Annotated in this window: 12 protein-coding genes; 6 read left to right on the top strand and 6 right to left on the bottom strand. The window is 69.7% G+C overall.

Annotated features, from left to right (window positions below; translation table 11 throughout):
* Nucleotides 1–48 precede the first annotated feature (48 nt).
* From MRBLMX7_RS01665 to MRBLMX7_RS01675, 3 genes are all read left to right on the top strand, one after another.
* The gene (locus tag MRBLMX7_RS01665; protein ID WP_363365909.1) at nucleotides 49–1,749 is read left to right on the top strand and encodes a long-chain-fatty-acid--CoA ligase; all 1,701 of its coding nucleotides are present in this window, start codon (nucleotides 49–51) and stop codon (nucleotides 1,747–1,749) included.
* 45 nt (nucleotides 1,750–1,794) lie between these two features.
* Nucleotides 1,795–3,624 (top strand): DEAD/DEAH box helicase, encoded by a 1,830-nt coding sequence (locus MRBLMX7_RS01670; RefSeq protein ID WP_050721043.1) that lies wholly within the window; start codon nucleotides 1,795–1,797, stop codon nucleotides 3,622–3,624.
* 129 nt (nucleotides 3,625–3,753) lie between these two features.
* Nucleotides 3,754–4,296, top strand: coding sequence for a GNAT family N-acetyltransferase (locus MRBLMX7_RS01675; protein WP_363365910.1), 543 nt, complete (start codon nucleotides 3,754–3,756; stop codon nucleotides 4,294–4,296).
* A gap of 58 nt (nucleotides 4,297–4,354) precedes the next feature.
* Here MRBLMX7_RS01675 and MRBLMX7_RS01680 read toward each other — a convergent pair whose 3' ends face one another.
* The 4 genes from MRBLMX7_RS01680 to MRBLMX7_RS01695 are packed head-to-tail and all read right to left on the bottom strand — an operon-like array spanning nucleotide 4,355 to nucleotide 9,461.
* The gene (locus MRBLMX7_RS01680; protein WP_363365911.1) at nucleotides 4,355–4,825 is read right to left on the bottom strand and encodes a hypothetical protein; all 471 of its coding nucleotides are present in this window, start codon (nucleotides 4,823–4,825) and stop codon (nucleotides 4,355–4,357) included.
* Nucleotides 4,822–7,137: an NAD-dependent DNA ligase LigA gene (gene ligA, locus MRBLMX7_RS01685; protein WP_363365912.1), complete on the bottom strand. Its 2,316-nt coding sequence runs from the start codon at nucleotides 7,135–7,137 to the stop codon at nucleotides 4,822–4,824. The genes MRBLMX7_RS01680 and ligA overlap by 4 nt, the downstream gene beginning before the upstream one ends.
* Nucleotides 7,138–7,178: 41 nt before the next feature.
* Nucleotides 7,179–8,276 (bottom strand): tRNA 2-thiouridine(34) synthase MnmA, encoded by a 1,098-nt coding sequence (gene mnmA / locus MRBLMX7_RS01690; RefSeq protein WP_363365913.1) that lies wholly within the window; start codon nucleotides 8,274–8,276, stop codon nucleotides 7,179–7,181.
* A 9-nt stretch (nucleotides 8,277–8,285) separates the two neighbouring features.
* Nucleotides 8,286–9,461: a cysteine desulfurase family protein gene (locus MRBLMX7_RS01695; RefSeq protein ID WP_363365914.1), complete on the bottom strand. Its 1,176-nt coding sequence runs from the start codon at nucleotides 9,459–9,461 to the stop codon at nucleotides 8,286–8,288.
* Nucleotides 9,462–9,567: 106 nt separating this feature from the next.
* Between MRBLMX7_RS01695 and glgX the strand changes: the two genes are divergently transcribed.
* The 3 genes from glgX (at nucleotide 9,568) to glgB (ending at nucleotide 15,979) form a co-directional block, all read left to right on the top strand.
* On the top strand, nucleotides 9,568–11,640 hold the full coding sequence (glgX, locus tag MRBLMX7_RS01700; protein WP_363365915.1) for a glycogen debranching protein GlgX: 2,073 nt from the start codon (nucleotides 9,568–9,570) through the stop codon (nucleotides 11,638–11,640).
* Between the two features lie 62 nt (nucleotides 11,641–11,702).
* A complete protein-coding gene (locus tag MRBLMX7_RS01705; RefSeq protein WP_363365916.1) occupies nucleotides 11,703–13,775 on the top strand; it encodes an alpha-1,4-glucan--maltose-1-phosphate maltosyltransferase in 2,073 nt (690 codons plus the stop codon).
* Complete coding sequence (gene glgB, locus MRBLMX7_RS01710; RefSeq protein WP_363365917.1) at nucleotides 13,772–15,979, top strand: 1,4-alpha-glucan branching protein GlgB; 2,208 nt, start codon at nucleotides 13,772–13,774, stop codon at nucleotides 15,977–15,979. The genes MRBLMX7_RS01705 and glgB overlap by 4 nt, the downstream gene beginning before the upstream one ends.
* 33 nt (nucleotides 15,980–16,012) lie before the next feature.
* On the opposite strand, the gene MRBLMX7_RS01715 is transcribed toward glgB, so the two are convergent.
* Entirely contained in the window at nucleotides 16,013–16,951 is a 939-nt protein-coding gene (locus tag MRBLMX7_RS01715) for a tetratricopeptide repeat protein (RefSeq protein ID WP_363365918.1), read from the bottom strand.
* Nucleotides 16,948–18,948 (bottom strand): glycosyl transferase, encoded by a 2,001-nt coding sequence (locus MRBLMX7_RS01720; RefSeq protein ID WP_363365919.1) that lies wholly within the window; start codon nucleotides 18,946–18,948, stop codon nucleotides 16,948–16,950. The genes MRBLMX7_RS01715 and MRBLMX7_RS01720 overlap by 4 nt, the downstream gene beginning before the upstream one ends.
* Between the last annotated feature and the right edge of the window lie 47 nt (nucleotides 18,949–18,995).

An 18,995-nucleotide genomic window follows, 5' to 3' on the forward strand; every position in this document is an offset into this window, starting at 1 on the left:
CCCCGGTCGTCACCCGCAGTCGAGGGGGCACCGCCCTATGCTGGGCACGTGAGCACGTATGAGCCTCCTCGCCCGTGGATCGCCAGCTACGCGGACGGCGTCCCCGACGACCTCGCCCCGGTCTCCGGATCGCTGATCGACATCGTCGCGGCCTCCGCCCGTGACTACCCGAATGCTCCCGCGCTGCAGTTCTTCGGGCGCGAGACCACCTATGCGGACATGCAGGACGCGATCGACCGCGCCGCCGCCGGGCTCCGCGACCTCGGGGTGCGCGCCGGGGACCCGGTCGCGATCGTCCTCCCCAACTGCCCCCAGCACATCGTGGCGTTCTACGCCGTGCTGCGGCTCGGCGCGGTCGTCGTCGAACACAATCCGCTCTACACGCCGCGCGAGCTGCGCAAGCAGTTCGAGGACCACGGCGCCAAGCACGCGATCGTCTGGAACAAGGTCGTCTCGACCGTGCAGGACTTCCCCACCGACCTCGCCGTCACGAACCTCGTGTCGGTCGACGTCACCCGCGCCATGCCGTTCCTGACCCGGGTGGCGCTGCGCCTGCCCGTCGCGAAGGCGCGTGAGTCGCGCGCCGCACTGACTGAGCGCGTGCGCGGCACCGTCACCTGGGACACGATCGTGGGCTCGCAGCCGCTGCCCGCCTCGCACCCGAAGCCCGCGACCGACGACCTCGCGATCATCCAGTACACCTCCGGCACGACCGGCACGCCGAAGGGCGCATCGCTCACGCATCGCAACCTCCTCGCGAACGCCGCGCAGGCCCAGGCCTGGGTGCCCTCCATCCAGCGGGGCAAGGGATGCGTCGTCTACGCCGTGCTGCCGATGTTCCACGCCTACGGCCTCACGCTGTGCCTCACGTTCGCGATGTCGATGGGCGCACGCCTCGTGCTGTTCCCGAAGTTCGATCCCGACCTCGTGCTCGACGTCATGAAGAAGCATCCCGCGACGTTCCTGCCCCTCGTGCCGCCGATCGCCGACCGGCTTCTGCGCGCCGCCCAGAAGAAGGGCGTGTCGCTCGCGGGTATCGAGGTCGCGATCTCGGGAGCCATGGCTCTCCCCCACGAGCTCGTCGTGCCGTTCGAGCAGGCGACCGGCGGCTACCTCGTCGAGGGCTACGGCCTCAGCGAGTGCTCCCCCGTCCTGATGGCGAACCCGGTCGCCGACAACCGCGTCCCCGGCACCGTCGGCCTCCCGCTGCCCGGTACCGAGTGCCGTGTCGTCGATCCCGAGAATCCCTCCGCCGACGTTCCCTCGGGTTCGGCCGGCGAGCTGGTGGTCCGCGGTCCGCAGGTGTTCTCCGGGTACTACGGCAAGCCCGAGGAGACCGAAGCGGTGTTCGTCGACGGCTGGTTCCGCACCGGCGACATCGTCACGGTCGACGAGGCCGGCTTCATCCGCATCGTCGACCGCATCAAGGAGCTCATCATCACCGGCGGCTTCAACGTGGCACCGACCGAGGTCGAGAACGCCCTGCGACAGCATCCGCAGGTCGTCGACGCCGCCGTCATCGGACTCCCCAGCGAGCACTCCGGAGAGGAGGTCGTGGCGGCGATCGTCGTCGACCCCGGTGCGGATATCGACGTCGAGGCCGTGCGCGAGTACGCACGCAGCATCCTCACGCCGTACAAAGTGCCCCGCCGTGTGTTCGTGGTCGACGAACTGCCGAAGTCCCTGATCGGCAAAGTGCTGCGGCGCCAGGTGAAGGAGAAGCTGCTCGCTCTCACCAGCGGGTCCTGAACGCATCACCAGGTGGCGCGCGTCGCGAGACGCTACCCTTGATCAGTGACTCCTGAAGACGCTGCGCCCACCGACACCCCCTCGACCCCCGGATTCGAGGAGCTCGGGATCACCGGGCCCGTCCTCAAGTCCATCAAGGATCTCGGATACGAGACACCCTCGCCCATCCAGGCCGCGACCATCCCGACGCTGCTCTCCGGCCGCGACGTCGTCGGCATGGCCCAGACCGGCACCGGCAAGACGGCGGCGTTCGCGCTGCCCGTGCTCGAGCGGCTCGACGTGTCGCAGAAGACGCCGCAGGCGCTCGTGCTCGCCCCGACCCGTGAACTCGCACTCCAGGTCTGCGAGGCGTTCGAGTCGTACGCCTCGAAGATGAAGGGCGTCCACGTGCTGCCCGTCTACGGCGGCCAGGGCTACGGCGTGCAGCTGTCGGCCCTCCGACGCGGCGTGCATGTCGTCGTCGGCACCCCGGGTCGCATCATGGACCACCTCGCCAAGGGCACGCTCGACCTCTCGGAGCTCCAGTACCTCGTGCTTGACGAGGCCGACGAGATGCTGAAGATGGGCTTCGCGGAGGACGTCGAGCAGATCCTCGCGCAGACGCCCGTCGAGAAGCAGGTCGCCCTGTTCTCCGCCACGATGCCGGCGCAGATCCGTCGCCTCGCGCAGCAGTACCTCCGTGATCCCGAGGAGATCACGATCAAGTCGAAGACGGCGACGAACACGAACATCACGCAGCGCTACCTCGTCGTGTCGTATGCGCAGAAGGTCGATGCGCTCACCCGCATCCTCGAGGTCGAGAACTTCGACGGCATGATCGTGTTCGTCCGCACGAAGAACGAGACCGAGACCCTGGCCGAGAAGCTCCGAGCCCGCGGCTACTCGGCCGCCGCGATCAACGGCGACGTGCCGCAGGTGCAGCGCGAGCGCAGCGTGAACCAGCTCAAGGACGGCAAGCTCGACATCCTCGTGGCGACCGACGTCGCCGCTCGCGGACTCGACGTCGAGCGCATCAGCCATGTCGTGAACTTCGACATCCCGACCGACACCGAGTCCTATGTGCACCGCATCGGCCGCACCGGCCGCGCGGGACGCACGGGCGACGCCATCAGCTTCATCACCCCGCGCGAGCGCTACCTGCTCAAGCACATCGAGAAGGCCACGCGCCAGCAGCCGACGCAGATGCAGCTGCCGACGACCGACGACGTCAACACGACGCGTCTTGCGCGTTTCGACGACGCGATCACCACCGCGCTCGGCGACGCATCCCGCATCGAGAAGTTCCGTGACATCATCGCCCACTACGTGCGCAACCATGACGTGCCGGAGGCGGATGTCGCGGCGGCGCTCGCCGTGGTCGCTCAGGGAGACCAGCCGCTCCTGTTGGATCCCCAGGACGACGCCCTTGCACGCGCCGTCGAGTACGACAACCGTCCGCCGCGTGAGCGTACGACCCGTGAACCGCGCGAGAACCGCGAACCGCGTGAGCGGCGAGGGCGCGGCGACTACGCGGCCTATCGCATCGAGGTCGGTCGCCGCCACCGCGTCGAGCCGCGTCAGATCGTCGGAGCGCTCGCGAACGAGGGCGGCCTCGGCCGGGACGACTTCGGCGCGATCAACATCCGCCCGGACTTCTCGATCGTCGAGCTGCCCGCGAACCTCGACCCGGCGGTGCTCGCCAAGTTGAGCGACACGAGGATCTCGGGCCGCCTGATCGAGATCAAGCCGGATCGCGGTCCTGGCGCCCGCCGTGCACCCCGCGAGGGCGGTCGTGACCGCTTCGAGCGTCGTGACGAGCGTCCGCGTTACGACCGCCGCGACGACCGTCCGACTCGCGACGACCGCCCGGCACGCAAGCCGCGCCACAAGGGCTGACGCCCGCGTCCGCTCGGCTCGGACCCCGGCACAGTTTCGGATGGCGCGAGCGACACGCCGCGGCATCCCCCGTGTTCTGCGGAGTGTCGGTCCCGCGCTCCGCAGCTGTGCCCGCGCTAGGGTGACCGGATGCTGGTGATCAGAGGCGCGACCGTCCGAGACGCGCACGGCGTGGCCGTCGTGCATGTGGATTCCTGGCGCTCCGCGTACGCGGGGCTCATCGACCAGGACGTGCTCGACCGGCAGAGCGTCGACGCGCGGACGGAGATGTGGACCACCTGGATCGAACGATCCCTGGTCGGGGAGTCCACCGATGCCTATGGTCCGGTCCCCCATCGGCTGGTCGTCGCGGAGCTCGAGGGACGCATCGTCGGATGGGCGAGCTTCGGCGGCGGACGCGATGCCGGCAGTGATGATCAGGGGGAGATCGCAGGCTTGTACGCCCACCCGGACGTGTGGTCACGCGGCGTCGGGCGGGCGCTCATCCGCCACGTCGAGGATGCTCTGCGCGGCGAAGGGCGTGAACAGGGATACCTGTGGGCGCTGGACGGCAACGAGAGGGCGATCGGCTTCTACCGCGCGCACGGCTGGGAGCTCGACGGGCGTGAGAAGTTCGGAGAAGGCGGCAGCGTCGACGGGCTGCACGAGCTCCGGATGTCCCGCGCACTCTGACCCCGCCGAACGCCGGCCCGACCCCGTCGAACGCCGGTGCAGCCGCATGGTCGGCGTGTCAGGGCGTCGAGGTCCGTGCGAGCTTCGCGGCGACATCCACGAGCGCCTCCGGTCGTGCGAGCAGGGCCCGCTGTTCAGGAACGGCGATGAGCTGGTCGAGCAGGCGGTGTGCACCATCGACGGTGGGGGTCCAGTATCCACCGACATGATGCCGGCTGAGTGGTGAGGTCTGCGGGTCACCGTCCACGGTGATCGTCAGCGTGCCGTCCTCGGGATCGGCCCCGATGTCGGTCTGTGCGAGCGCGGATGCCGCCCCGAGGACGATCGTGCCGACGAGTCCGGGCAGGCGGAACCTCGTGGTCGGCACATCCAGCCGTATCCGTTCGACACGATCCCACGGGATCATCCCGCGGTTCTCGATCCCTTCGCGCACGACCACGGCGTCGGGCGTCAACCGGAGATGATGCCGACCGGGGTCGCCCACCGCGAGTGCACCGGGGACGGCGAGCAGCGGTCCGTAGCGCCTCATCCGAGAGCGTCCGGTCCTTCTGTCACGAGGATGCGGAATTGGGCGGCGTCCAACACGCGGATGCCGAGCTCCTCGGCCTTCGCGAGCTTTGACCCCGCGCCCGGGCCCGCGGCGACGAAGTCCGTCTTCTTGGACACGCTCGACGCGGCCTTGCCCCCGGCCTGGATGATCGCCTCCTGGGCACCGTCGCGCGTGTAGCCGTCGAGCGAACCGGTCGCGACGACTGTCAGCCCCTCGAGGACGCCGCCTTCCGCGACGGCTCCGCCCGGTCCCGGATGTCCCGGGGTCGCCCACTGCACGCCGGCATCCGTCCACTGCCGAACGATCTCCTGGTGCCAGTCGACCTCGAACCAGGCGAGCAGGGAATCGGCGATGATGCCGCCGACGCCCTCCACCGCCGCGAGTTCGTCTCGGGACGCCGCGCGAATCGCGTCGAGCGACCCGAACCACTGCGCCAGCGCTCGCGCCGCGGACGGTCCGACGTGACGGATGTTGAGCGACACGAGCAGACGCCAGAGGTCCTTGGTCTTGGCCTTCTCGAGCTCTGCGAGCAGCGTGACGGCCTGCGAGGAGGGCTGCGGTCCGTCGACGCCGGACTTCTTCTCGGCGGTCGTGGGGTTCCGGCGGAACGGTGCCCGGGTCTTCACGAGTCCGTCCTCGTCCTCCTTGGGCAGCCCCGTCTCCGCGTCCTTCACGACGAGCTCGATCGGCACGATCTGCTCGAGCGTGAGTGCGAACAGTCCCGCCTCGGTCTCGAGCGGAGGCGTCGACGGCGACGTCGGCTGCGTCAGCGCAGCGGCCGTCACCTCACCGAGCGCCTCGATGTCGAGACCGCCGCGAGAGCCGATGTGCTCGACACGACCACGCACCTGGGCGGGGCACGACCGGGCGTTCGGGCACCGCAGGTCGATGTCGCCCTCCTTCATGGGCCGCAGCGGCGTGCCGCACTCAGGGCAGTCCGCGGGCATCACGAACTCGCGCTCGGTGCCGTCCCGCTTCTCGACCACGGGGCCGAGGACCTCGGGGATCACGTCGCCGGCCTTGCGCAGCACGACCGTGTCGCCGATGAGCACACCCTTCGCCTTGACGACGTCCTTGTTGTGCAGGGTCGCCTGTCGCACGACGGACCCCGCGACGTGCGCCGGCGCCATCACCGCGAACGGCGTAGCACGGCCGGTGCGGCCCACCGACACGACGATGTCGAGGAGCTTGGTCTGCACCTCCTCGGGCGGGTACTTGTACGCGATGGCCCATCGCGGCGCACGGCTCGTCGCGCCGAGCTCGTCGTGCAGCGCGAGCTCGTCGACCTTGACCACGATGCCGTCCAGCTCGTGCTCGATGTCGTGGCGGTGCTCGCCGAAGTACTCGACGAACTCGACGACCTCGTCGATCGTGCTGCAGACCTTCGTGTGCGGGCTCGTCGGCAGTCCCCACTCGGCGAGAAGCTCGTAGACCTGGCTCTGTGCGGCGACCGGCGGGTTCTCCCACGCGCCGATGCCGTGCACGTAGAGGTCGAGCGACTCGATACGGAGGAGACCCGCTTCGAGCTCCATCCCGTTCTTCTTGTCGATCTGCTGGCGCAGACCCCCGCTCGCGGCGTTGCGGGGGTTGGCGAAGGAGGGGAACCGGCGGGCAGCAGCCGTGCGAGCCTTCTCCTCATCGAAGGGCTTCTTCACGCCGCCCCGCGCCTCCCAGCGCGAGAGCGCCTCGTCGTACGCGCGCTCGCGGAACTCGGCCTGTGCGGCGTTCAACCGCTCGAACGCGGCCACCGGGATGAAGACCTCACCGCGGACCTCGACGATGGACGGATGCCCCGTGCCGCTCAGCTGCGCCGGGATCATGGGGAGACGCAGGGCGTTCTCCGTGACGATCTCGCCCACACGGCCGTCGCCGCGCGTCGCCGCCGACGTCAGCCGCCCGTTCTCGTACCGCAGGTTGATCGCGAGGCCGTCGATCTTCAGCTCGGTGAGCCAGTCGACGTCGCGGCCCGCCGACGCGCGTGTCTTGGCGGCCCAGTCGCGGAGCTCCTCGATCGAGAAGACGTTGTCGAGGCTGAGCATCCGCTCGGCGTGCTCGATCGTCGCGAGACCGGTCGCCTCGGCCGCACCCACCATCTGCGTCGGCGAGTCCTGTCCCTGCAGCTCGGGGTGCAGTCGCTCGAGCTCCTCGAGGCGGTGCATCCAACCGTCGTACGTGGCGTCATCGACGAGCGAGGTGTCGCGCCCGTAGTACGCGTCCTTCGCCTCGAGGATCCGGTTCGTCAGTTCCTCGGCCTCGGTGCGGGCGTCTTCCAGCGAGATGTTCTGCGGCACCCGCTCAGTCTACGAGCGACGACCGACATCGACAGGGGACGCTACGCCTCGACCGGCACCGCCGAGACCGTGTGGTCGATCGTGAACTGACCGAGCACGCGCGTGCCGACGTACAGCACCGCGGTCTGTCCGGGAGCCACGCCGTCGAGCGGCTCGTCGGGAACGACAGTGACGCCGAGGTCCGACACCGTCGCCCGACCCGGCACGGGTTCGGCGTGCGCTCGGATCTGCACGTCGCAGGCGAACTCCGTCTCGACAGGCGCCGCGCCCGCCCAACTGAACCGCTCCCCTGCGATCTCCCGCGTCGCAAGCGCCTCCTTGGGACCCACCACGACCGTGTTCGAGACGGGCCGCACCTCGAGGACGAAGCGAGGCTTGCCATCGGTGGCCGGTACTCCGAGCTTGAGCCCGCGCCGCTGCCCAACCGTGAACGCGTGCGCGCCCTCGTGCGATCCGACGACGGCGCCGGTGCGATCCACGATCTCCCCCGTCGCCGTGCCGACCTTCTCGGCCAGCCATCCGCGCGTGTCGCCGTCGGGGATGAAGCAGATGTCGTGGCTGTCCGGTTTCTGCGCGACGCTCAGACCACGCGCGGCGGCCTCGGCGCGCACGATCGCCTTCGACGGGGTGGTCCCGAGGGGGAAGTACGTGTGCGCGAGCTGGTCGGCCGTCAGCACGCCGAGAACGTAGGACTGGTCCTTGGCGTTGTCGGCCGCGCGGTGCAGCTCGAGCCCGGCCTCCGTCGGCACGAGCGTCGCGTAGTGGCCTGTGCACACGGCGTCGAAGCCCAGCTCGATCGCGCGCTCCAGCAGCGCGGCGAACTTGATCTTCTCGTTGCAGCGCATGCAGGGGTTCGGGGTGCGTCCGGCCTGGTACTCCGACACGAAGTCGGCGATCACGTCGTCGCGGAAACGCTCGGAGAAGTCCCACACGTAGAAGGGGATGCCGAGCACGTCGGCAGCCCGCCGCGCGTCCAGCGCGTCCTCGATCGTGCAGCAGCCGCGACTGCCGGTGCGCAACGTGCCGCCCGCACGCGAGAGCGCGAGGTGCACGCCGACGACGTCGTGCCCCGCCTCGACGGCACGCGCGGCCGCGACGGCGGAGTCGACGCCGCCGCTCATGGCTGCCAGGATCCTCATACGACCAGTCTACGAGCGGTCGCCTGGACCGGACCCGGATGCCCGGGCGTAGACGTCCGCGATCGCCGCGAGGACGGCATCCACATCGGCCGCCGTGGAGGTCCGCCCGAGGGTGAAGCGCAGCACGCTGCGGGCGTCCTGCTCGCTGCGTCCCATGGCCGTCACGACGTGCGAGGGTTCGGCGACTCCGGCCTGGCACGCCGATCCGGTCGATGCGGCGATCCCGTGCATGTCCAGCAGGAACAGCAGGCTCTCCCCCACCGCCCCGGGGAAGAGCACGTGCGCGTTGCCCGGGAGTCGGTGCGCGGGATCGCCCAGCAGCTCCGCAACGGGCACGCGGGTCAGGATGCCGGAGACCAGCCGCTCGCGCAGCGCCGAGAGGCGACGATGCTCGGTCTCACGCTCGGACTCCGCGAGCTCGACGGCGACGGCGAACGCCGCGGCTCCCGCGACGTCCTGAGTTCCCGCGCGCAATCCGCGCTGCTGAGCGCCACCGTGGAGCAGCGCACTGAGCCGGGCGGTCCGGGAGACGACCAGCGCCCCGACACCCACCGGTGCGCCGACCTTGTGCCCCGCAACGCTGAGGGCGACGAGTCCGCTGCCGGGCGCCGCCTCTGCTCGCAGCCCACGGAACGAAAGGTGCACGTGCCCCAGCGCGGCGACGGCGTCGAGGTGCAGCGGCACGTCCGCCTCGGCGGCGGATGCCGCAAGCGCTGCGGAGTCGTTCAGGGTCCCCGCCTCGTTGTTCGCGACGAGCGCGGTCGCGAGCGCCGCACCCGGCAGCCGCTCCCGGAAGTCCATCACGTCGATCGCCGCCGTCGACGACACCCGGACGCCTCGTACGACGGCGCCCGCCGACACGAGGGCCTCGACGGTGTCCATGGTCGCGTGGTGCTCGGCATCCGGCAGCACGATCGCGTCGGTGCCGTTCGCACGCGCCGACCAGAGCCCCTTCAGCGCGAGGTTGATCGACTCGGTGCCACCCGAGGTGAGCACGACCTCGATCGGATCGCATCCGAGGACGGCGGCGAGGCGCTCGCGCGACTCCTCGAGGAGTCTCCGCGCACCCTGACCGGCGCCGTGCGTCGAGGACGCGTTCCCGACCAGCTCGCTCGCGCGCACCCAGGCCTCACGGGCCTCGGGGCGCAGCGGAGTGGTCGCGGCGTGGTCGAGATAGTGCTGCATCCTTCCACTCTCCCCCATTTCCCGGGCGCACGCTCCAGCCTTCCCGGGCCGATATACCGGATGTCGCCCGTCATGACACCCAGGCTCGGCGCTCTAGGGTGTACTCATGCCCGCGAATCGAGTCCTCGCCGCGCCCGGCGGCACCACTCTCGACGATCTCGGCGTGCGTCTGCACGACGGCGTCGGGACGCTGCGCGTCTGGTCGCAGAACGCGTCGTCCGTCGAGCTCGTCGTCTTCGACGCAGAGGACCTCGACTGGGCCACGGACCAAGTCGATCTCGAGCGTCTGCCCGGCGGCGTCTGGGAGGTCACGACACCGCTCTTGCAGCCGGGGACCCGCTACGCGCTCCGCGTCGGCGGACCGCACGGCCCCGGCAACACGTTCAATCCCGAGACCCTTCTCCTCGACCCCTACGCCCGGGGGCTCGCGCAGGGCGACGGCTACGAGGAGTGGCGCTCGGTGGTCATCGAGGACGGCTTCGACTGGGGCGATTCCGCCAAGCCGCGCATCCCCCTCGACCGCACGGTGATCTACGAGGGGCATCTGAAGGGGCTGACCAAGCGTCAGCCGGACATGCCTCCGGCGCTGCACGGCACCTACGCCGGACTCGCCCACCCCGCGATGATCCAGTACTTCCAGGACCTGGGCGTCACGTCGATCGAGCTGCTCCCCGTGCACGCCTTCGTGCCGGAGCCGCGGCTGCTCGAACGCGGACTCACGAACTACTGGGGCTACAACACCCTGAACTTCTTCACCCCGCACACCGCGTACGCCACGGACGACGCCCGCAAGGGAGGCCCCGAGGCCGTCCTCGCCGAGTTCAAGGGCATGGTGCGTCTGCTGCACGAGGCCGGACTCGAGGTGATCCTGGACGTCGTGTACAACCACACCTCCGAGGAGGGCATCGGCGGGCCGCGCTCGAGCCTCCGCGGGATCGACAACGCGAGCTACTACCGGCAGGACGCCGCGGGCGCGTACATCGACACGACGGGCTGCGGGAACACGCTCGACACCTCGACGGATGCCGGTGCACGCCTCGTGCTCGACTCGCTGCGCTACTGGGCGCAGGAGATGCAGATCGACGGCTTCCGCTTCGACCTCGCGACCGCGATCGCGCGCGACGCATCGCACACCTACACGCCCGACCACCCGCTGCTCGCGGCGATCGCCGATGACCCCGTCCTGCGCGACACCAAGCTCATCGCCGAGCCCTGGGACGTGGGCCTCGGCGGCTGGCAGACCGGGAACTTCCCGACCGGCTGGCACGAATGGAACGACCGCTACCGGGATCGGGTCCGCAACTTCTGGCTCAGCGACATCGACTACGCACGCCGGGCCTCCGCCCCCGTCGGCATCGGCGGCTTCGCGACCCGCCTCGCCGGCTCCTCCAATACCTTCTCCGAGACGCGCGGCCCGCTCGCGAGCATCAACTTCGTCACCGCGCACGACGGCTTCACCCTGAACGACCTCGTGTCGTACGACGTCAAGCACAACGAGGCCAACGGCGAGCACAACCGCGACGGCGCCGACACGAACCGCGCCTTCAACCACGGCATCGAGGGACCCACCGACGACGCGGGCATCCTCGCGACACGTCGCAAGGCCATGCGGAACCTCCTCGGGACGCTGCTCCTCTCCGCCGGCATCCCCATGCTCACGGCGGGAGACGAGGTCGGGCGCACGCAGCGCGGCAACAACAACGCCTACGCACAGGACTCCGCCCTCACATGGTTGAGCTGGGATCCCGAGCCCTGGCAGGAAGATCTGCGCGCGCACGTGACGCGTCTCATCCGGCTGCGCGCCGAGAATCCGGCCTTGCGTCCGAGCCGCTATGCCCGTCTGGGCGAGCACATCCCCAACGCCTCCGTCATGGAATGGTTCGACCAGAACGGCGAGACCATGGAGAGCGAGCAGTGGACGGACCCCGGCAACCGCACGCTGCAGTACGTCGCCGCGTCCACCCCCGATCAGGAGCCCGCGAACCGCATCCTGCTCATCGTGCACGGGACGGAGTCGCCCATCGACGTCCGTCTGCCCGAGGAGCTCGAGGGAGCGACGCGCTTCGTCTCGCTGTGGTCGAGTGCGGACGAGCGCCCGGAGTCCGCTGAGGAGGTATTCGCCCCCGGGGACGTGCTTCCCGTCCTCGGCACGTCGATGCGCCTTTTCCGGGTCGAATAGCACACGGCGCGCCGCATGTCTGCGCGCTTCCGAGCACCAGGGCATCGCGGTACTGTCAGGATGTGGCCGCACGAACGAGCACCCGTCCGAAGGCTCTCCGGAGCACCTCCCAGATCCCCTTGCGCCCGCTCGACGCGGCGCCCGACGGGCCCGACCTCCGCACCGCGCGGATCCCGCTCCTCGATCACGCCCCCGTGGTCGCCGGCGGCTTCACCCCCAAGGCGTTCGTCGGCGAGGTCGTGCCGTTCAGCGTCGTCGCGTTCCGCGAGGGGCACGATCTCATCGGCGTGCAGCTGCGGCTCACGGCGCCCGACGGCGAACAGTCCCTCCATCGCCTGCGCCCGCGTCTCGACGGCACGGATCGCTGGGGAGCGGACATCGCGATCGATGTACAGGGCACGTGGACCTTCCGGTTCGAGGCGTTCTCCGACGATTTCGCCACCTGGGCGCACGCGACCGAGCTGAAGGTCGCCGCCGGCGTGGACGTGCCGGTGATGGCCGCGCTCGGGGCGGACCTGCTCACCCGGGCAGCCGCAGAGAGGGACCGCCCGGCCGCGCAGCGTCGACTTCTCGCTGCGACGGCGCAGGAGCTCCGTGCGGCCGAGAGCGATGGCATCCTGGCCCTCTCCGTCGATCCCGACCTCGCCCGGATCTTCGAGGAGCGCCCGCTGACCTCGTTGCGGTCGTCCACGGAGCCCCATCCGCTCCTCGTGGAACGCACCGTCGCCGGAGTCGGCGCCTGGTACGAGTTCTTCCCACGCTCCGAGGGTGCGAAGAGGCTGAAGGACGGGACGGTGAAGAGCGGAACGTTCCGCACCGCGGCCCGCCGCCTGCCGGGCGTCGCCGCGATGGGCTTCGACGTCGTGTACCTCGTCCCCATCCACCCGATCGGCACGAGCAACCGCAAGGGACGCAACAACACGCTGACCACGGAGCCGGGCGACCCCGGCTCTCCGTACGCGATCGGTTCGCCGGACGGCGGGCACGACGCAATCCACCCCGACCTCGGCACTTCCGCGGACTTCCGCTCCTTCGTCCGTGCCGCGCGCAAGGAGGGCCTCGAGGTCGCGCTCGACCTTGCACTGCAGGCATCTCCGGATCATCCCTGGGTCGCCGAGCACCCGGAGTGGTTCACGACCCTCCCCGACGGCACGATCGCCTACGCGGAGAACCCGCCCAAGAAGTACCAGGACATCTATCCGCTGAACTTCGACAACGATCCCGAGGGGATCTACACCGAGATGCTGCGGATCGTGCGGCACTGGGTGCGCGAGGGCGTCAAGATCTTCCGCGTCGACAACCCGCACACCAAGCCCCTGCAGTTCTGGGAATGGCTGATCGCGACCGTGAACGCCGACGACCCAGACGTCATCTTCCTCGCCGAGGCGTTCACGCGTCCCGCCGTGATGCGAGCGCTCGCGGCCGTGGGCTTCCAGCAGAGCTACAGCTACTTCACCTGGCGCAACACGAAGGCCGAGCTCGAGGAGTTCCTCGACGGGATCGCGCACGACACGAGCGACTACATGCGGCCCAACCTCTTCGTGAACACGCACGACATCCTTACCGAGTACCTCCAGTTCGGCGGACGAGCCGCCTACCGCATCCGCGCCTGCATCGCGGCGACGGCGGCGCCGATCTACGGCGTGTACGCCGGCTACGAGCTCTTCGAGAACGTGGCGCGCCCCGGGTCCGAGGAGAACATCGACAACGAGAAGTACGAGTACAAGGTGCGCGACTGGGAGGGCGCGGAGCGCTCCGGCGACTCCCTGGCCCCGCTGCTGCGTAGGCTCAACGAGATACGCCACGACCACCCCGCGCTCCGACAGCTGCGCAACTTCTCGGCTCACTGGAGCGACGACGACGCGGTCCTCGTGTACAGCAAGCACCTCGACGCGGCCTTCACCGGCACGGGGCGGCCGGACACGATCATCGTCGTCGCCAACGTCGATCCGCACTCCGTGCGGGAGACCACCGTGCACCTCGACACCACCATCTGGGGCGTCGCACCGGGCGAGCCCTTCGAGGTCGAAGACCTGCTCACCGGTGCGGTCTGGACGTGGAGCGACCACAACTACGTGCGGCTCGACGCCTTCGACGAGCCGGTGCACATCCTGAGGGTGAAGGAGCGAGCATGAGCTATCTCGAGGACGTCGCATCGTCCGCCGACTGGGCGGCCGTCGCCGAGGGGGCGCATCACGATCCGCATGCGGTGCTGGGCGCGCACCCCCACACGGATGCCGCGGATCGCACCGTCACCGTCATCCGCGTCCGTCGACCGCTCGCGGCGTCCGTCGCCGCCGTGTTCCGCGACGGCACCCGCCTCGAGCTCGCGCACGTCGCGCACGGCATCTGGGAGGGCCAGCACGACGGAGCGCCCGTGCCGTACCGGATCGCTACCGCGTACGGCGACGACGAGGAGACGCTCAGCGGCGATCCCTACCGGCATCCTCCGACACTCGGCGACCTCGACCTGCATCTGATCGCCGAAGGCCGTCACGAGCGGCTGTGGGAGGTCCTGGGCGCGCACCCGCGCGACCTCGACGGCGACTCGGGCGTCGCTTTCGCGGTCTGGGCTCCGAACGCCACGGCCGTGCGTGTCGTCGGCGATTTCAACGGCTGGAACGGTCAGGGTCACGCGATGCGCTCCATGGGCGTGAGCGGCCTCTGGGAGCTGTTCATCCCCGATGTCGCCCTCGGATCGATCTACAAGTACGAGATCCACTCGCGGAACGGCGCATGGCTTCTGAAGGCCGATCCGATGGCGCAGGCCGCGCAGATCCCGCCCGAGACGGCCTCGGTGGTCACCCGATCGTCGTACAGCTGGGGCGACGGTGCGTGGATGACCCGCCGGGCCGCCACCCATGCCGTCGCGCAGCCGCTGTCGGTGTACGAGGTCCATCTCGGATCGTGGCGCGCGGGCCTCGGCTATCGTGAGGTCGCCGATCAGCTGATCGCCCATGTCACCCAGGCCGGGTTCACGCACGTCGAGTTCTTGCCTCTCGCAGAGCATCCTTTCGGCGGCTCCTGGGGGTATCAGGTGAGCGGCTACTACGCCGCGACGAGTCGTTTCGGCAGCCCCGACGATCTGCGCTACCTGATCGACGAGCTGCACCAGGCCGGCATCGGCGTCATCATGGACTGGGTTCCCGGGCACTTCCCGAAGGATGCCTTCGCGCTCGCCGCATTCGACGGTCAGCCGCTGTACGAGCACCCGGATCCCCGCCGCGGCGAGCACCAGGACTGGGGCACGCTGATCTTCGACTACGGTCGTCCTGAGGTGCGCGGATTCCTCGTCGCGAACGCCCTGTACTGGCTGCAGGAGTTCCACGTCGACGGGCTGCGGGTCGACGCGGTCGCCTCCATGCTCTACCTCGACTACTCCCGCAAGGACGGCGAGTGGGAGCCCAACATCCACGGCGGTCGGGAGAACCTCGAGGCGATCCGGTTCCTGCAGGAGGTGAACGCCACGGCGTACCGGCTGCACCCCGGCATCCTCATGATCGCCGAGGAGTCGACGAGCTTCCCCGGGGTGACCGCTCCCACCGATCATGCGGGACTCGGCTTCGGGTTCAAGTGGAACATGGGGTGGATGAACGACTCGCTGCAGTACATCGAACGCGACCCGATGTACCGCTCGCACCACGAGGGCGAGATGACGTTCTCGTTCGTCTACGCGTTCGGCGAGAACTATCTGCTCCCGATCAGCCACGACGAGGTGGTCCACGGCAAGGGCAGCCTGCTCGCGAAGATGCCGGGAGACCACTGGCACAAGCTCGCGAACGTGCGCGCGTACCTCGCGTACATGTGGGGCCACCCGGGCAAGAAGCTCCTGTTCATGGGTCAGGAGTTCGGCCAGCTCGCCGAATGGTCCGAGTCCCGCGAACTCGACTGGTGGCTTCTCGACCAGCCCTCGCACGCCCAGCTGCAGGAATTCGTGGGTGAGCTCAACCGCACGTACCGCGCGCAGGCACCGCTCTGGGAGAGAGACAACGACGGATCGTCGTTCTCTCGCCTCGGCGCACCTCATTGGGATCCGACGGTGATCGCCTTCGAACGCCGCGACGCGCATGGCGGCCGCCTCGTGGTGGTGAGCAACTTCGCCGGCGTCGAGCGCAGCGGCTATCGGCTGACGCTCCCCCGCGAGGGCGTCTGGCAGGAGATCCTGAACTCGGATGCCGCCGCCTTCGGCGGACGCGGGTCCGGCAATCTCGGCCTGGTCGTGGCCCATCCGGAGGACGGATCGGATGCGTCGACCGCGACCATCACGCTCCCCGCGCTCTCCACGATCTGGCTGCGTCACCAGAGCGATCCGCACATTCCGTCCGTGACCCACGGCTGACGCCGCGCGGGTCACGGCGCGGGAACACCGCCCTCAGAACAGCAGGGAGGACAGGCGGTTCCGGGCGGTCACCACGCGGGGGTCGGCGGCGCCGATCAGGCCGAACAGCTCCACGAGACGCTCGCGCACCGGAGCGCGCTCGTCTGAGGGAAGCTGGGCGAACAGGTCCAGGAGGCGTCCGAACGCGTCGTCGACGTGTCCCCCGGCGAGGTCGAGGTCGGCGACGTCGAACTGCGCCCGCACGTCGAGGGGCCCTGCGGCCGCCGCGGCGCGGGCATCCTGCAGGTCGAGGTTCTGCACGCGGTCGAGGAGCCGCACCTGGCCGAGGCCGGCGATCGCATCCTCGTCGCGCGGGTTCTCTGCGAGCGCCTTCTCGTAGGCGGTGATGGCCGCGGCGTAGTCTCCCCGCTCGATGGCTTCGAAGGCCGCGGCGTGCAACGGCGGCATCGGCGGCTCCGCAGGTTCGACAGGCTCTGTGCCCTCCGCATCCTCGCCGACCGGAAGAATGCCCGTCACGCCGTTCTGCGCCGCGACCTGGAGCAGCTGCGCGAAGACCTCGCGGACCTGCTCCTCGGGGACGGCTCCGGTGAACATCGGCACGGGCTGTCCGGCGATGAGCGCGACCACCATCGGGATCGACTGCGCGCGGAACCCCTGCGCGAGCTGGGGGTTCGCGTCGACGTCGACCTTCGCGAGCAGGACGCGTCCGCTCAGTTCGCGCGTGACCTTCTCGATGATGGGGCTGAGCTGCTTGCACGGCCCGCACCACTCAGCCCAGAGGTCGACGACCACGGGCACCGTACGGGAGATCTCGAGGATCTGCCCGAACGACTCGTCGGTCGCGTCGACCACGACGTCGGCCACGGCACCGGCGGGCACCGATGCGGCGGGTGCCGCCCCCGGCGCCGGACGGTTGCGCAGGCTCGACAGGTCGACGGCGCCGCGCAGTGCGGAGGGAGAGATATCGGTCACTTGATCACCTCGACGGAGAGAAGGTCCTGGTGGACGGCGAGAAGCTTGATCTGCTCGGTCGACCCCTGTGCGGGAACCGAGAAGAACAGCTGGAACTCGTACTTGGTGGTGACACCCTTCGCAGACTCCGTGACGCCCGTGAGCGCCTTCGCCTGAGCGTTCTCGGTGAATCGGATCACCGCGTCAGCAGAGGTCGGAGTCACGGTCTCGGAGTCGATGAGCGACACAGCCACGATCGCTCCGCTTCCCAGGGTCGTCATCGACACCGGCGCGCTGTCGGCCGGGACGATGTCGAAGGCGGTCTGCGACGTCTCGGCCGCGCCCGAGTCGGCGAGGTTCTGCACCACGGTCTGGCGGCTGTCCTGGATGGACTTCGCGAGGTTCAGCGCCGTGTCGTCGAACAGCCCGTGCGAGGCGCTCGCATCACCGGCGTCGACGACGTCTGCGAACGCCGTCGCCAACTGACCGGGCGGAAGACTCAGGAACGCCGAGTCGGAGGGGACCATCGACGTCCCCAGCCACGCGGCCGCGACATCGGGGAAGACGGCGTCCGCCGACATCTCGGCCATGTTCGTGACCTTGTAGTTCGACCACGGGTCCTGCTGGGTCATGGTCAGGATGACCGGAGGCACCGTGTCGTCGCCCTCGCTCTGCGAGAGCAGCAGCACCGTACGGGGCCAGCGGTCGGTGGCCTCGGGCAGCACGACCTCGACGTCATCGGTCGGGATCACCGCGGGCGCCGGCGTCTCCGGCACCGCGGTGCGCAGAGCGTACTCGGTCGTCCGCGCCGCGAGCAGAGGTCCATCGATGCGTGTCTTCGCGAGCTCGATGTCCATTGCGGTGTCGGCGTCGGCCAGGGTCGACGAGACCTCCTCCAGGATCCTCTTCGCCTGCGACTCGGTGACGGCCGGGGGCTTCTGGTTGTCGGGGGCGATCACGGTCGCGCTGGGCGACGGCGTCGGCGTCCCCGCACCGAACTGCGGCCACGAGTCGGCCGAGCATCCTGTCGCGATCGCTGCGGTCAGCGCGAGCGCGGGGATCGCGAGCAGACGCCGACGGCTTCCGGTCTTGGCACGACTCTCGGTGCGGCGAGCGTCGTCGTCGGGCGTCTCGCCGTCCGTACCCGGGCGTGCGGCCGCACCCGTCGACGACGGGTCCGTCGAGGCAGGATCAGCGGTCGGCGTCACCGGCGCCCCAGCGTCGGGGGCGGACGATTCGATCGCCGCACGCTCGGCGGGAGGGAGCTGCGCCAGGTCGATCGGCTCGGTGGCGGGCAGCGGACCGGGTCCCTTGCGACGGGGGCCGCGTCCGCGACGCTGATGACGGATCGCCAGGACGTACAGCACGAGACCCGCTGCGAGCACGATCGCGCCCGCGACCATGAGCGGCCCCGCGAGCGGAGTCGAGTTGTCGAGCGGCCAGGACACGGCGATGTCGTCCGGGGCATCGGCGGTGCCGTCCTGGGCGATGAGCACGCTCACGCCCTCGGGCACCTGCATCCCCGCCTCGAGGGTGCCGGTCTCGCTGAAGGTCTGCAGCCAGAGGTCGGATCCCACCGGGTTGCGCCCCGGCTGCTCCCCCGCGTCCGCATCGCCGGCCGAACTCTCTCCGGCAGCAGGCGTCTCGGTCGGCTGCGGAGTCTCTCCGCTGTCGCCGGCGTCCGTCGAATCGGCGGAGGCGGTGACGTGCTCGACGACGAGGTCGCCGTCCTCACGCACACTGACGTGGTTGTAGTCGGAGTCGGCGAGCCATGCCTCCAGATCGGCGGTACGGCCCTGCGCGGCGAAGACGTCTCCATCGCCGGTGACGGTGAGGGTCTGCGCCCCCGGGTTCTCCCGGAACACCTCGCCGTCCATGAGCACGAACGGCGCCGGCTCGTCCACGGCGACCGAGACCTTCTGGCTCGAGGGGCCCATGAACACGGTGCGCTGGGCGATGCCCGCACCGATCAGGCCCGCGGCCAGCACGAAGGCCACGACGGCCCATACGAAACGCACGAATAGTCTCCTCACGCGACTCGGACGCACGCCCGAGTCGCAACACT

Origin of the sequence: Microbacterium sp. LMX7-1.2 (assembly GCF_040675935.1) — a bacterium.
In the GTDB taxonomy this organism is placed as follows: Bacteria; Actinomycetota; Actinomycetes; order Actinomycetales; family Microbacteriaceae; genus Microbacterium.